This window comes from Fundicoccus culcitae, assembly GCF_024661895.1.
GTDB lineage: Bacteria > Bacillota > Bacilli > Lactobacillales > Aerococcaceae > Fundicoccus_A > Fundicoccus_A culcitae.
Genome location: NZ_CP102453.1, coordinates 172,993 through 188,193, shown reverse-complemented (window position 1 = coordinate 188,193; position 15,201 = coordinate 172,993). Strand labels below are relative to the sequence as shown.

The window sequence follows — 15,201 nt, the reverse complement described above, 5'->3', positions numbered from 1 at the left end:
TAATCTTCTAATCCACATATCGTTGGTTTAGTTTTATTGTTTCTTTACATTCACTCACGTACTCACGAATGATATCATAACACGATTGTTCTTTACTCACTAAGCCGGCAATTTGACCTGCCATAAATGAGCCTGTTTGCCAGTCACCCTCAACAACAGCGCGTCGTAAAGCCCCTTTAGCAATATCTTCTAAGCGATCTAAATCGGGAGAATCTTTACTCGTCTCTTCTTTTTCGGCTTGTAAATATTGCTTTGTTAATGGATTTCTTAATACTCTCACAGGATGACCGGTGATTTGGCCTGTAACAACCGTATCAATGTCTTTAGCTTCAATAATAGCTTGCTTAAAGCGTGGGTGTGCATTCGACTCATGTGAAACGACAAAGCGTGTTCCGACTTGGATGGCCTCTGCCCCAAGCATTATGGCGGCTGCCATTCCCCGTCCATCACCAAATCCACCCGCAGCTATTACGGGGATATTGACAGCATCCACTACTTGTGGAAGGAGCGTTAAGGTTGTAGACTTACCTATATGCCCGCCTGCTTCCATTCCTTCAATAATAACAGCATCGGCACCAATACGTTCCATTCTTTTCGCTAAAGCAACCGAAGCAACCACTGGAATAACCGAAATACCCGCTGCTTTAAAGCGGTCCATGTATTTACCAGGATTACCAGCACCTGTTGTAATGATTTTGATGCCTGCTTCAATCAAATAATCAACCACATCGTCTACATGCGGGTTTAAAAGCATGACATTCACAGCGAATGGTTTATGCGTTTTCTCTTTCATCGCTGTTACTTTTTTGATGACTAGTTCAACAGGATCATGACCTGTGCCAATAACGCCCAGGCCTCCTGCATTTGAAACAGCACTAGCTAAGTCTGCGTCAGCAACCCATGCCATCGCTCCTTGAACTATTGGAAACTCAATATTTAGTAGTTCGGTAATTGCTGTTTTCATTCAATCCATCCTTCTTAATTGGCGCTTAAGCTTCTAGGTTTTCGATATAGGTAACTAAATCTTGAACCGTTCTTAAATTTTGATCAGTATCAATCGTAATATCTAGTTCATCTTCAATATCACTAATGATTTGGAAAACATCTAATGAATCTGCATTTAAATCACTTTCGAAATCTGTTTCTAAGGTTACTTCACTTTCTTCAATCCCTAATTGTTCTGCAATAATACCTTGAATTTTTTCAAACATTTGTAATTCCTCCATGAAATTTTAATTTTTTTGGCGCAAGTTTTTAACTTACATTATAATTTAAAGTATAAATGACCCCAAGATAGACCTCCACCAAACCCAGAAAGGATAATGGATTGTGTCCCATCTAAGCGAATTAATTGTTCCGTTACCATCTGGTCAAGCAATATTGGTATACTGCCAGCTGATGTGTTTGCTACTTTTTGAATATTACTTGGTATTTTATCGTGCGAAATTTTTAGTTTTTTTGCAAATAAATCTAATAAACGCTGATTAGCTTGATGACAGACTAAGTAATCATATGACAAATGATGTTCTGCAATAAAATCACTCAATGAACTGATAACCGTACGATTAACAAAGTTAAATACTTCCCGACCTAACATGGTTAAATAATAGTTATCCCCGGTTTGTTCTAAATGAATCGATAAGGCGTCATCGCTAGCAGAGGCTAAATAGTGTTGATAATCCGTTAATTGTTCACCGTCATTTTTTAATAATAGGGCTCCTGCTCCATCACCAAATAATACAGCTGTTGAACGATCTTCAAAATTTAAAATATCACTCATTTTTTCTGCTCCAATAACTAATGTATAACCTGAAGCATAATTTCTTGATACTTGATTCGCTAATTCAAGTGCCATAACAAAGCCACTACACGCTGCATTCACATCAACTGTCCATGCATTTGTAGCACCAATCGCTGCTTGAACTTGATTAGCTAAGCTTGGAGTAGGTGAAAATGATGACATACTTGCAACAACGATAAACCGAATTTCAGCCATAATGTCTGAATCAACTTTAGCTAGCAAAGCTTTTGACGCTTCAATGGCTAAACTTCCTACAGACTCATCTGTATCAGCTAAATACCTTCCTTCAATCCCAGACCTCTGTTGTATCCATTCATGGCTTGAGTCGATATTATATTTAGTTATTAAATCGGTATTACTATAATAATTTGAAGGTAAATATGATCCTGTTGCTATAATCTTACTCATTCTTTTCTTCCTCATTCATCTGTGATTTAATGTCAAACAAAAAGCGATGTAAATTTTTTATACCCTTTAATAAGATTGGAATTTCTTCTTCCGACATATCATCTAAAACGGCCTCTACCATATTAAAGTGAAAGCGGCGATGCAAACGATACAAGAGTTTACCTTTTTTGGTTAGTTTAAGCCGAACGACTCTGCGATCTTCAGGCAAGCGTACGCGTTCAACATATCCCTTTCGGACTAAGTTTTGGATTGCTACGGATAAAGTACCTACTGTGATATTGAGTTTGCGCGCTACTTCTGTCGAACTTAAATCACCTGTTAATGAAATAGCTTCAATCGTATGCATTTCAGTTACCGAAAGATCTTTGAAATCTGATTGTTGTAACGTTCCTTCTTCAATCAATAAGACTTCGTTAAAAATCTTCACCAAATAGTCATTTATTTCATTTGCTCGCTCAAAGTCCAATCATTATCACCCCACTTTTAATACTTTGAATATCAAACTATTTGATGTCCAAAGTTTATATTACCAACTGACTTTTGTCAACACTCTACGTGTTTAAGAGTTTATTAATATAAAAAATAATATTAAAAAACACCGAAGCTATACTTTACAGCCAGCGTTCGGTGTTAGTTCTTAATAAATACCTAATTGTATCATTTGTTTAGCTACTTTTTTAAATGAGGCAATATCTGCTCCAGCAGCATAATCAAACCCAAGCTTATAATCCTCGCATGCTTGTTGACATTGCACAAAAATTTGTTTCATTATCCCTTGTAATTGACGATCCACATCTTCCGTCGTCCATTGAAGGCGTTGTGCATTTTGCGACATTTCTAAAGCCGAAACCGCTACACCACCCGCATTCGATGCTTTCCCAGGAGCATAATAAATCGCTGCTTCTTTAAAAACTTTTATCCCGTTAGAATGAGTTGGCATATTAGCCCCTTCTGCCACAAATTTAACTCCGTTTTTAATCAGTCGTTTGGCTTGGTCTTCATTGATTTCATTTTGCGTCGCACACGGTAACGCGATATCTGCTTCTAAATCAATATCCCACACGGACTTTTCTTCAATTTTTGTTACTTCATCCTTAATCTGATAATTGACAATACGATCGGAATGGTCAATTTTTAACGCTTTGATGGCATCTAAATCAATACCTGCCAAATTATAAACGGTCGCATTCGAGTCGCTCATACTAATAACAATCCCGCCTAATTCTTGAACTTTTTTAGCGGCATAGTATGCCACATTACCGGATCCAGAAATAATGACTTTCTTACCAACTAAGGATTCGTTAGTAACAGCTAACATTTCATTCAAGAAATAAATCAAGCCATAACCTGTCGCTTCCGTTCTGCCAAAACTTCCATATAAATTGGTCGGTTTCCCTGTAAAAACACCCAAATGAGGACCTTGTAGCTTCTTATAGGTTCCATACAAATAAGATAGTTCTCTTTGCCCGACGCCAATGTCACCACTAGGGACATCATAATCGCTACCAACATATTTCGTTAATTCCAGCATAAAGCTGTGACAAAAACGCATAATTTCATTATCTGAACGGCCCTTGGGGTCAAAATCAGATCCTCCTTTACCACCACCGATTGGTAAATTCGTTAATGAGTTTTTAAATATTTGTTCAAAAGCCAAAAATTTTAATACACTTTGTGTGACCGTTGGATGAAATCTTAACCCACCTTTATAAGGTCCATTGGCTGAATTAAATTGAACACGATAACCTTTGTTAATTTGAATTTGATTATTGTCATCTACCCAAGGAACTTGAAAAGTAATAATTCGTTCAGGTTCAACCATTCGTTCTAAAATAGCATGTTGCTGGTATGTATCATCTTCATCTATAACCACTTCAATCGCTTCTAAAAAGGCTTCGACAGCTTGTAAAAATTCTGTTTCGTGAGCATTTGATGCGCTTAGTTTTTCAAAGACACTTTTAGTATAGGCATTTTCCATAAGCGTTATCCCTCCAATTTTATAAGTTATTATAGCATAATATTATTTCAATAATAGCAAGTAATTGACTAGATTATATAATATTGCTAGCGATATCTATTCATTATAATAAAAAAAGGACTACCGATTAGGTAGCCCAAACGCACGTGCTTAATTCAAGAAGCACTATACTAATTTTCATTAGTACATTTCAATTATAACTAATAAAATATTTTTGTCTATATGTAAATGAGAAAAATAAAGAATTCTTGCTTTATTTGTCGCTTTCACTCTACTTGATTGGGAGTCTACCAATGAAATATCATGGATTGCACTCCTTTTCACCCTTGACAACAAACAAATAAATATATATAATTGAGAAGTTGCTATGTCATAGTAGCTCAGCAGGATAGAGCATTCGCCTTCTAAGCGAACGGTCGGGGGTTCGAATCCCTCCTGTGACGTATTAAAAAACACTAACTATTGTTTATTAACAATGGTTAGTGTTTTTTTTAGCTAAATTATCGTCATATTTGGTTTTTTAGCCCAAGGATCTTTGGCATCGATATGGTCATAAAACATAATTCCTTTTAGGTGATCGAGTTCGTGCTGAACCACAATGGCTTCATAATCACGCAATCGTAAAACCTGCTTTTCGCCATTTTCATTTTGATAGGAAAACTTAACGCGTCTTGGTCTTGGTACAAATCCTGGCACGTTACGATTAACGGATAAACAACCTTCTCCATCTTGCAAAGCGGCATTTTCAACGGAATGGCTAATGATCTTCGGATTGAACATGACTTGACTGATGATAGGGCTCACCGGCTCACCCTCTTCGTCATACTCCATTAAATGGATAGCAAAAATTTGCTTACCTACCCCAATTTGCGGAGCTGCTAAACCAACCCCTGCACGTAATTGGTATTTCTCAGCCAGTTCTTCATCTTGACTATTGATTAAAAATTCGAGCATATCATCTGCTAATTGTTTTGTTGCATCATCCAAGGGAAACTGAACTTGATCAGCCACTTCTCTTAAAATTGGATGTTCTTCAGGGACAAAATCGCCCATTGTAATCATTGTATCTCCTCCAAAATTCCACTAAATATCATTTAAACGTCTTCGAAATCCTTTAATTCGATAGGTTTGTTTCTCTTCATCAAATATAATCTCTTGAATGAGTGTTTTTTGACGATATAAGGCAAGTAAATCGGCTTCATCTTGCTGTACGTCAACACTAAATGGTTCTGAAGCTTCCATTAAGATGTCCCAAATAAGTGATTTAAGAGATTCCAAATCATTATGATCAAGTGCTGATATGAGAATATGTGGTTGATTATGAGGAATAAACTGATCATCAACTAAATCTTTCTTGTTATAAACAGTAATCATTGGAATATTTTTCATTTCTAAATCATCTAATAATTTATGAACAACTCTTTCGTGAGCATAATAATCAGGACTGCTTGCATCAACAACATGCAATAATAAATCAACATAGCGCATTTCTTCTAAGGTTGATCGAAAAGCGTCGATTAATTGCACCGGTAAATCTTCAATGAATCCAACGGTGTCAGTCAATGTAAAAGCATCATGTCCATTAATGCTAAACCGTCTTGTTAAGGGATCAAGTGTCGCAAATAATTGATCCTGAACATAGGTTTCACTTGCTGTTAATTCTCTTAATAAAGTTGATTTACCAGCATTCGTATAGCCAACCAAACCAATATTATACTCACGACCACTTTGCCTTTTAGCGCGATTTCTTTCCCGATGCTTTTCTAAATTAGCTAATTCTTTGCGTGCATGATTCATTTGCGAACGTATATGACGTCGATCACTTTCCAATTTAGTTTCTCCAGGACCACGTGTCCCAATTCCTCCACCTAAACGCGATAAGTGTTTACCTTGACCGGATAGTCTAGGTAAAAAATATTCATATTGAGCAATTTGAACCTGTAATTTACCTTCTTTACTTTTGGCACGTAAAGCAAAGATATCGAGAATTAATTGGACACGATCGATCACTCTGACATGAAGTTGGTCTTCTAAATTTCGATTCATGTTATTTGATAAATCATTGAGTGTAATTACCAACTCAATCGCTTCTTTGTTAACAATTTCTTCTATCTCAAGTAGTTTACCACTACCGACAAGCGTTCGGCTATCAACTCTTGCAAGCTTTTGCGTGACCGTTTTAACAGGATTACCTCCAGCTGCTAAAGTTAAATCAGATAACTCCTTCATTAACAAATTAAATTTAGCATCATCATAATCATCTGTTGCCACACCTACTAATAGGACTCTTTCAGGCTGCTGCCTCTCGACTTCAATCATTCATTTTTCCTTTCTCAATATTTGACAGGTATTGAGTAACCATTGTAATAGCCTCATTAATGGCTAATGCTTCATCTTGATTATCCAACCAATGAGTATGAGTTAACCTGTTTCTAAACCAAGTCAGTTGTCGTTTAGCATAACGTCTAGAATGTTGCTTAATTTGTTCAACGACATCCTCTATACTCATTTGATTTTCGAAATATGGCCACCATTCTTTATACCCAATGCCTTTAGTACTAGCAACTTTTTCTCCGTCAACTAGTTGGTATAAGCGATAGACTTCTTGTTCGAGGCCTTCGTCAATCATCTTATCCACCCTTAGATTTATTCTATCATATAACTCACTTCTTGGGCGATTTAAAATAAATATAAGTTCTTGATAAACTGATTCTTGCTTTTGATGCGACTGTTGTTGTGAAAATAAATCCCCCGTCACTTCAATGACTTCTAAGGCACGAATAACTCGTTGGCTATTTTGATAAGGAATATTGGCTGCTGCAGTTGGGTCGATTTGATTTAATTCATCCCATAGGGCGAATTCACCGATTTCATTTAATCGTTCACCTAATCGTGTTCTTACGGACTGTGAACGACTTGCTTTTCCCCCATACTCTAAATCATACAATAAACCTTCCAAATAAAGGCCTGTACCTCCAACAATTATGGGTAGCTTTTTGCGTGCATTAATCTCAAGAATAGACTTATGAGCATCTATTTTAAATTGATTCGCATCATAGGTTTGATTAACCTCTAAAAAACTTAACAAATGATGTGGAATATTTTGCATCTCATCCGGTTTTATTTTTCCCGTTCCAATATCTAAGCCTTTATAAATTTGGATACTATCACCATTGATAATTTCACCGTCAAAGTGTTTTGCTAATTCAATACTTAAAGCCGTTTTTCCAACTGCCGTTGGTCCACCAATAACGATAAGTGGTATTTTGTGTGCCATTGATTCAACTCCGTTATTCTGCATTTAAACACTTTGATTATGTAAACGTATCAACTCTAATGCCATAAATGGTTCATCCGTCATAATCGCTTCTAATTCTACCGGGGAATGGAATAATTGCTGGGTTAAATTAGATTGACCATTTACTGTCCAAATTCTAAGGGGGTATTTGTTAATCAATGCTTGTGGGAGTGACGGCACCAAGCGATAATCTACATGCAGTGCATGGGGCTGTAAACTGTCAATCTGGTCATAAAAATTATCTAATAAATACTTTACCATCAAAAGCGCAACATTCGCATCACTTTTAATCGCTTTAATGCGCTGAATCGATTTCCAATTAAAACTTGAATAAATAACTTCAAACCCTAACGTTTGTGCTTCAACTAAATCAACCACTCGTTTTTCAATGTTTGGGTATTCAATTTGATCTGTTTTTAATTCAATATTTAGTTCTCCGGAAAACTTGTGTGACTGCAATAAGTCAAAAACTTCATTTAAAGTTGGTATTGGGTTATTACTTTCAGATTGATCGGGATTAAGTAAGCGCACTTCTTTTAATTGTGACAACGTTAAGTCTTTGATACGACCACGATGGTTGGTCGTTCGATCGATGGTTTCATCATGGATAACCATTAAATGGTTATCTTTACTGAGATGGACATCTAACTCAATCCCAGCAACACCTAATTGTAAAGCTGACTGAAATGCTTCTAAACTATTTTCGGCGAATTCGGATTTATTGCCACGATGAGCATATATTTTTACCATTATATCGTCCCCTGACAAATTGGTTATTTGTTTTGTAATTCAGAAAGTAATTCTTTAGCAAGTTTTAAAGATGCTTGCGTTATAACTTTTCCAGACATCATTTGAGCAATAACTTCACTACGTTCACTTTCATCTAACGTACTAACTTTCGTATACGTACGTTCATTATCAACTTCTTTTTTGATGTATAATTGTTGGTTAGCAATAGCAGCCACTTGAGGTAGATGGGTAATGCATAGCACTTGATGATAATAGGACATCGAATAGATTTTCTCGGCAATGGCTTGCGCCACACGTCCAGAAACACCTGTATCAATTTCATCGAAAACCATTGTTTTTGAATCTTGGTGTTGTGAAAAAACAGCTTTCAAAGCCAACATATACCGTGAAAGTTCTCCCCCACTGGCTACTCGTATTAATGGTTTAAATTCTTCACCTACATTGGTTTTGACAAAAAATTCAATCAAGTCAAGGCCCGTTTCAGACAATTTCAACCAATTATTATCTAAAATTTGAGCCAGTGATTTATCTGTTTCAACTTGTGTAAAATCGACTTTAAAACGACTATTTTTCATATACAAGGCTGCTAATTCAGCTTCAATTGCTTGTGTCATTTCAGAAGCCATCGCTTGCCGTTCATTATGTAATTGTTCAGCTAAATCAAAACATACTTTATAAGCCTGCGTTAATTCCGTTTCAATTGTTTTTAAATATTGATCGCGATGCCGTATTTGATAAACTTCTTCTGAAATTTCATCATAATAAGTTAATATTTCTGAAATTGTCATATTATATTTTCGTTTTATTTGACTCAGTTGGCCTAAGCGACTTTCCACTTCATCCAGTGATTGGTCATCGATATTATCCGATGATTCTAAAGCAATCTCCTGCGCTATATCTTCCAAATCGATCAACAAGCTTTCTAAACGCTGATAATTGGCTTCTAAGCGCCCATTATCATGTTTAATATCCGCTAAAGAACCAATAATTTGATTTAATTGATCTAACAAACTAAGGTCACTTTCACTAAACAAATAATTGATTGACGCTAATGTTTGTTCAATTTCCTTTGATTTTTGGAGTTTTTGACTTAAGGCTTCAAGTGCTTCATCTTCTTGTGCTACTAATTGATACTGCTCGATTTCATTAATTTGAAACTCTAGGAAATTCAAACGTTGAACATTGTCAGTTTCATTTTTTTGAGCTGCTATAAACGCCTGTCTAATGGCTGTATATGTTTTAAAAGCATTTTGATATTCATTCAGTAGTGGCCCATAGTTATTTTCACCAAATTCATCTAATAAGTTTAAATGTTGACTTTTATCTAGTAAAGTTTGATGCTCATTTTGTCCATGAATATCGACTAAATATTTACCGATTTCTTTTAGTAATGTGACATTTGATAGTTGACCATTTATGCGGATGGTATTTTTACCATTTTGATTTATTTCACGCCGAATAATAAGCGATTCATCAGCCTCGTCCCAATCGAGCCCGTATTGGTCAAACAGATCCATGATATGAGTAGGGTTATTTATTTGAAATAAGCCTTCTACAACTAATTTATCACTGCCTAAACGAATCAGATCCGTTGAACCGCGCCCGCCAATGAGTATGCCTAAAGCATCAATAATAATTGATTTACCTGCTCCCGTTTCACCTGATAAGACAGTCATTCCTTCTGTAAAATCAATTGAAATGGCATCTATAATAGCAAAGTTTTGAATAGTTAAACTACTTAACATGCTTATCCCCACTATCTTTCAAATGTGTCATGTGCCGATTGAACGATATATTGAATATCAATATTTTTCCAAGAATCATTTTCCTTTTTATCCTCATTAATGAGATGGGCTAAAAATTCGATGTTTCCTTCTCCGCCAGTAATGGGTGAAAAAGTGACCGCCTGAATGGTAAAGCCTATTTCACTTATAAATTGCAACACTTCTTGTAAAACCTCAAAATGAACTTGGGCATCTTTAATAATCCCATTCTTGCCTATTCGTTCTTTGCCTGCTTCAAATTGGGGTTTTATGAGTGCTAAAACACTCCCGTTTTTTTTCAAAATAGGCACCAATGGCGGTAAAATCAATTTTAACGAAATAAAAGAAACGTCAATACTGGCGATGGTAGGCTGACCTTGAGTAAAATCTTCAGGCGTAGAATACCTAAAATTTTGCCGCTCCATTACCATAACACGTTCATCGATTCTTAATTTATAAGCTAGTTGATTGTAACCAACATCTAAAGCATAGCTTTTAAGGGCACCAAATTGTAAGGCTGCGTCCGTAAAACCGCCAGTTGACGCTCCAATATCTAGCAAAATTTGATCCGTCATATCAATATCAAACGTTTTAATAGCTTTTTCAAGTTTTAACCCCCCTCGACTGACATAGGGTAGTTTCTTGCCTTTAATATGTAGTTCCTTACTCGCATCAATTTTCTCGCCTGGTTTATCATACCGTTGATTATTCGCGTCATATATTTGACCTGCCATAATCATTCGTCGCGCCTGTTCCCTTGATTCAGTCAATCCCGACTGAACAACTAACTTATCTACACGCTCTTTTTTCATTATTATGATGCTTCTTTCAATGTTAATAAGTCTAAAAAGGCATTTAATTGCTGATAAGGCTTATTGGTTTGCTTATTTAACTGTCTTAATTTATCTTTACCTGCATCTAATTCTTTTTTCAACTCTTGTTTACTGGCTTCTAAGCCTAATAAACTTGGATAGGTCACTTTATGATGTTTTTGATCCTTTTTAACTTTCTTGCCTGTGCCTTCTTCGGTACCTTCAACATCCATAATATCATTATGAATTTGATAGGCTCGACCAAAATGTTCACTAAAATCAACTAATAATTGCATCTCTTGCTCATCTAATTCTGCAATAATTGCGGCTGCTTTAACCGCAAAAGTAAATAGCTTCCCCGTTTTTAAACTATGAATCGTTACTAAATCATCAAAGTCGGCTTCTTCATTTGCTTGAATATCACTAAGTTGGCCGGCAACCATACCGTGTGAACCAGCCGCACGGCTTAATTCAAAGATTAACTTATTTTTTGTTTCGGCAGATAATAAGTCATCCTCAACGATAATACCAAAGGCATCCGTCAATAAAGCATCGCCTGCTAAAATGGCAGTCGCTTCATCAAATTGAATATGGTTAGTCGGTTGTCCACGTCTAATTTCGTCATCGTCCATAGCTGGTAAATCATCATGAATGAGTGAATACGTATGAATATATTCTAAGGCAATCGCTGTTTTCAAACCAGATTTTATTAAATCCGTCGATTGAATCGACAAAGTTGATAGTAACAATAGAGGACGAAGTCGTTTGCCACCATTTTTTAAAGAATAGACCATTGGTTTTAGCATTTCAATAGGCGTCATAACAAAACGAATTTGTTCATCTAAAGCACTATCAAACAACGTTCTCAATGTTAATAAGTTATTCTCCATTTAAAGGCACTTCTCCTTGTTTCGTCATCATTTTCGCAACGGTTTCTTCCGAATCATTTAACGTTTTTTGACAATATTGACTTAAAGCGATGCCTTGTTGAAAAGCATTTAAAGCTTCTTCTAAAGGTAATTCACCTTTTTCTAATTGTTGCACAATTTTTTCTAAATCTTCAAGTGCCTGTTCAAAACTTTCTGGCTCTTTAATTAATTCACTCATCTTTTGGCCCCTTTTCTTTCTTCAATTCAGTCACACTTAATATTTCTGCCTCAAGCTTGCCATCAACCAATGAAATATTGATGGGTCTATCAAGCGATAATTGTTTTATGGATTTAACTACCATTTGATCTTGTTCTACAACGGAATAACCTCTTGCCATAATTTTCAATGGACTATAAGCATCTAGTAAATTAATTTGTTCACTTAACTGTCTTTGAAACCACAGAATATTCTGATTAATGGCGCGCATTAATTGAACGTCTAATTGATTGACTACTTTTTTAGAGTCTAGCAGTTTTTTAGACGGATGGACTAAGTTGAGTCTTTGATTATAAAAAAGCAATTGTTGATCTTTACGGTTTAATAGTTGCTGTGTCAAATGAATTAACTGACTTTGCGCAATATCCAAGCGTTGACTATAAGCTTGATATAAACGTTCAGGTTGACTTAATACATAGGATTCAGAAAAGCGTTCAACTTGCTTTTTCATTTGCTTTATTATTTGGTTAATCGCATAGAACAAGCGATCATGTTGTTGATTCACTTTGCTAACGACATCGATTAACATTGGAACAGCTAATTCAGCCGCTGCTGTTGGTGTCGCCGCTCTTACATCCGCAACTAAATCAGCAATCGTCGTATCCGTTTCATGTCCAATAGATGAAATAACGGGAACTTTACAATTTAAAATTGCTTGTGCAACCTCTTTATCATTGAAACACCATAAATCTTCAATCGAACCTCCACCACGAGCCAAAATTAAAGTATCATACTCATCCGCAACGTCATCAAATAAATTAAAGGCTTGGACAATCTCATCCACGGCTTCTTTCCCTTGTACTTTTGTAGGGAAAACGGTAATACCAACAATGGGATATCTTCGTTTAATCGTGGTAATAATATCTTGAATGACTGAACCTGAAGGGCTAGTAATAACAGCAATTTTTTTGGGATAAAGCGGGATTTTCCTTTGCAGTTTATCAAATAAACCTTGCTTAGCAAAGGCTTCTTTTAATTGTTCCAAAGCTTGATACAATGCACCCACACCATCTGGCTCTATACCATCAACATATATTTGATAATCACCATTACGTTCATACAATGAAATTCGTCCTGTCACGAGCACCTTCATGCCATCTTTGACCTCAAAAGGTATTTTATTAAAAGTCGAACTGAATACCATCGCTCGAATCCGAGCGTTTTCATCTTTTAAACTAAAATACTGATGACCATTGGGTCGATATCTAAAATTTGAAATTTCACCGACAACCCAAACTTTTTGCATATAAGGGTCAACATCAAATTTTCTTTTAATATATTGGGTAAGTGCTGTGACTGTCAAATAGGTCGTTTGACTTTCTTTTTCCATTTTACACTTCCTTGTATAAATTAAACATTTTATTATGCCTATTTTATCATAGTTTTTCATCAAGCACACATATGTTTTAGCCGCAACATGACGATTAAAAAGATAATTAATTAATTGGATAAGTGGAACACGAATAAGAGACTGTAGCCTATGAGTGCCTACAGTCTCTCTCTCGTTTGTTGCTATTTTTAACGTCTGATTACTCTACTTCTTCATCAGATACTTCTTCTACAACAGAATCAACGGGCTCTTCAGTCGTTGCTTCTTCCTCAGAAAGTGTTTCTTCTACACTGTCTTCAGCATCATTAGTTAAATCTTCTTCATTGACAGGTGCTTCATAACCTGGAATGGTAAAATCAGCAGGAATAGTCGTGAATGGTTGATAAAGATTTTCAACCGCAACTCCGTATGCAGCTAAGAAATCAAAACTATTAGCCACAGGACTTGTTGTTCCAGTCGTTGCGTCCACATAAGCAATTGAATCATCTAATGTATTAAATGAATAGGTGTCAATGATTGAAAAATGCGATATTTGGTCTGAATAAATCATCGTTGTAATGATGGTATCTGCTTGTTGCACATCACCATAAATAAATACTTCTGGTGCTAAGCCACTTGCATTCGCCACTTGTGTAAATAACTCATATAAAACTGGGTCATTCGTCGCTAGAGCATTATAGTCTGCTATCTGTTGTAACCATTGTTCTTGTAAACTGATGAAATTAACGCCCATAGAAGCAAATTCAGCTTGACGCATTTCTAAAGTCGAGGCTTCTGTATATTGATAAATCAATGTACGAATCCAATTCAAAGCTTGTGTATCTGCTTGGTCCATATTCGGTGTCATATTTTCAAAAATGAAGGTATGCGAATAGAGAAAATCAGTTGACTCTCCCGCTTCAGCTAATTCATAAAAGCGATTTAGGAAGGCTTGCATCATTGGATGATAAACCGCTTGATCAGAAAAATCGGGACGGTCACCAGCCAGTAAGTCATCCACCGTAGCAACAGTTTCCGTTGTTGCTAACACTTCACTCCAAGGACGATTTAATAAACTTTGGTCAATTTGATTTTGTGTATCTTCGTCTGAAGCGGCTTCCGTTTCGGCAAATTCTCTAATTAAATCAATTATTTCTTGCAATGTCGCTTCATCTATCTCAACATCCGCGAAGTTACGTTGAACGATTTCTAAAATGACTTCATCGGTGATAGATCCATTGTCTAAAATATATTGATTTATTTCACGTTTTATTTGTGAAATGATTAAATTAATTTGGTCTTGTGTCAGTTGTGTGTTTTCTTCAACGTTACCGATAACTTGTATTTCTTTTTGGGCAACTTGAATATCTTGTTGGTTTAGTTGCACACCGGCGTCTTCTAATAAAGCATAAACACCTGTTAAAGCCCCTTCACCTGTAACAGGGTATAAGGTCGCAATTCTAATCGTTACATTTGAAACCCCTGCCGTAATGGCTGCGTTTTGATAAGTTGATGCACTGACTTGTTGGATATTTTCAGGTGTGACGATTTGAACTTGAATACCATGTCCGGGTCCAAATTGTTCTATATAAGCCGATGAATAGACATCAGTCGCTGCAGTAGAACCATCGTTTAAATAATTATTTATTGTTACCCCATCAACATAAATCACATTTTCAGCTGGAACATCCGTTGCATTGAGTAATTGACGTGTTTGATTGGCTTCTTGTTCATTTAAAGTAGCCCCTAAAGATAGCAATCGTGTACCTTGAGCTAAACTAGTTTGTTGGGCACTTACTGTATCAAGGACAACAACTGAAGATGCAATCGGTGCTATAAGCAAGCTTGCTGATAGCAAAGCAAATAATTTAGTAAATCGTTTCATAGATCTTTTTCCCCCTATTTTTATAACATCTCAATTATAACACAATGAAAT

At 36.0% G+C, this 15,201-nt stretch carries 15 protein-coding genes and 1 tRNA gene; 1 reads left to right on the top strand and 15 read right to left on the bottom strand.

The window, feature by feature from the left end; all coding sequences use genetic code 11:
* Positions 1 to 7: 7 nt before the first annotated feature.
* The 5 genes from fabK to gdhA all read right to left on the bottom strand — a co-directional run bounded on the left by fabK (position 8) and on the right by gdhA (position 4,187).
* Positions 8 to 964 carry an enoyl-[acyl-carrier-protein] reductase FabK gene (gene fabK, locus NRE15_RS00925; RefSeq protein WP_313793767.1) on the bottom strand — a complete coding sequence of 319 codons (957 nt, stop codon included), beginning with the start codon at positions 962 to 964 and terminating at the stop codon, positions 8 to 10.
* Positions 965 to 989: 25 nt separating this feature from the next.
* Positions 990 to 1,211, bottom strand: a complete 222-nt coding sequence (locus NRE15_RS00920) for an acyl carrier protein (protein ID WP_313793766.1) — start codon at positions 1,209 to 1,211, stop codon at positions 990 to 992.
* 53 nt (positions 1,212 to 1,264) lie between these two features.
* Positions 1,265 to 2,209 carry a beta-ketoacyl-ACP synthase 3 gene (locus NRE15_RS00915; protein ID WP_313793765.1) on the bottom strand — a complete coding sequence of 315 codons (945 nt, stop codon included), beginning with the start codon at positions 2,207 to 2,209 and terminating at the stop codon, positions 1,265 to 1,267.
* Entirely contained in the window at positions 2,202 to 2,675 is a 474-nt protein-coding gene (locus tag NRE15_RS00910; RefSeq protein ID WP_313793764.1) for a MarR family winged helix-turn-helix transcriptional regulator, read from the bottom strand. Before NRE15_RS00910 ends, NRE15_RS00915 begins: the two co-directional genes overlap by 8 nt.
* A gap of 171 nt (positions 2,676 to 2,846) precedes the next feature.
* Positions 2,847 to 4,187 carry an NADP-specific glutamate dehydrogenase gene (gene gdhA / locus NRE15_RS00905; RefSeq protein WP_313793763.1) on the bottom strand — a complete coding sequence of 447 codons (1,341 nt, stop codon included), beginning with the start codon at positions 4,185 to 4,187 and terminating at the stop codon, positions 2,847 to 2,849.
* 369 nt (positions 4,188 to 4,556) lie between these two features.
* Between gdhA and NRE15_RS00900 the strand changes: the two genes are divergently transcribed.
* A tRNA-Arg gene (locus NRE15_RS00900) sits at positions 4,557 to 4,630 on the top strand.
* Between the two features lie 52 nt (positions 4,631 to 4,682).
* Here NRE15_RS00900 and def read toward each other — a convergent pair.
* From def to NRE15_RS00850, 10 genes are all read right to left on the bottom strand, one after another.
* Positions 4,683 to 5,249 carry a peptide deformylase gene (gene def, locus NRE15_RS00895; protein WP_313793762.1) on the bottom strand — a complete coding sequence of 189 codons (567 nt, stop codon included), beginning with the start codon at positions 5,247 to 5,249 and terminating at the stop codon, positions 4,683 to 4,685.
* A 21-nt stretch (positions 5,250 to 5,270) separates the two neighbouring features.
* A complete protein-coding gene (gene hflX, locus NRE15_RS00890; RefSeq protein WP_313793761.1) occupies positions 5,271 to 6,506 on the bottom strand; it encodes a GTPase HflX in 1,236 nt (411 codons plus the stop codon).
* Complete coding sequence (gene miaA, locus NRE15_RS00885; RefSeq protein WP_313793760.1) at positions 6,499 to 7,464, bottom strand: tRNA (adenosine(37)-N6)-dimethylallyltransferase MiaA; 966 nt, start codon at positions 7,462 to 7,464, stop codon at positions 6,499 to 6,501. Before miaA ends, hflX begins: the two co-directional genes overlap by 8 nt.
* A gap of 24 nt (positions 7,465 to 7,488) precedes the next feature.
* Complete coding sequence (locus NRE15_RS00880; RefSeq protein WP_313793759.1) at positions 7,489 to 8,235, bottom strand: glycerophosphodiester phosphodiesterase family protein; 747 nt, start codon at positions 8,233 to 8,235, stop codon at positions 7,489 to 7,491.
* A gap of 23 nt (positions 8,236 to 8,258) precedes the next feature.
* Positions 8,259 to 9,980 carry a DNA repair protein RecN gene (gene recN, locus NRE15_RS00875; RefSeq protein ID WP_313793758.1) on the bottom strand — a complete coding sequence of 574 codons (1,722 nt, stop codon included), beginning with the start codon at positions 9,978 to 9,980 and terminating at the stop codon, positions 8,259 to 8,261.
* Between the two features lie 11 nt (positions 9,981 to 9,991).
* Positions 9,992 to 10,810, bottom strand: a complete 819-nt coding sequence (locus NRE15_RS00870; protein ID WP_313793757.1) for a TlyA family RNA methyltransferase — start codon at positions 10,808 to 10,810, stop codon at positions 9,992 to 9,994.
* 2 nt (positions 10,811 to 10,812) lie between these two features.
* A complete protein-coding gene (locus NRE15_RS00865) occupies positions 10,813 to 11,700 on the bottom strand; it encodes a polyprenyl synthetase family protein (protein ID WP_313793756.1) in 888 nt (295 codons plus the stop codon).
* Positions 11,690 to 11,917 (bottom strand): exodeoxyribonuclease VII small subunit, encoded by a 228-nt coding sequence (locus tag NRE15_RS00860; protein ID WP_313793755.1) that lies wholly within the window; start codon positions 11,915 to 11,917, stop codon positions 11,690 to 11,692. Before NRE15_RS00860 ends, NRE15_RS00865 begins: the two co-directional genes overlap by 11 nt.
* Positions 11,910 to 13,286 carry an exodeoxyribonuclease VII large subunit gene (xseA, locus tag NRE15_RS00855; RefSeq protein ID WP_313793754.1) on the bottom strand — a complete coding sequence of 459 codons (1,377 nt, stop codon included), beginning with the start codon at positions 13,284 to 13,286 and terminating at the stop codon, positions 11,910 to 11,912. Before xseA ends, NRE15_RS00860 begins: the two co-directional genes overlap by 8 nt.
* 199 nt (positions 13,287 to 13,485) lie before the next feature.
* Complete coding sequence (locus tag NRE15_RS00850; protein WP_313793753.1) at positions 13,486 to 15,150, bottom strand: DUF1002 domain-containing protein; 1,665 nt, start codon at positions 15,148 to 15,150, stop codon at positions 13,486 to 13,488.
* Positions 15,151 to 15,201 lie beyond the last annotated feature (51 nt).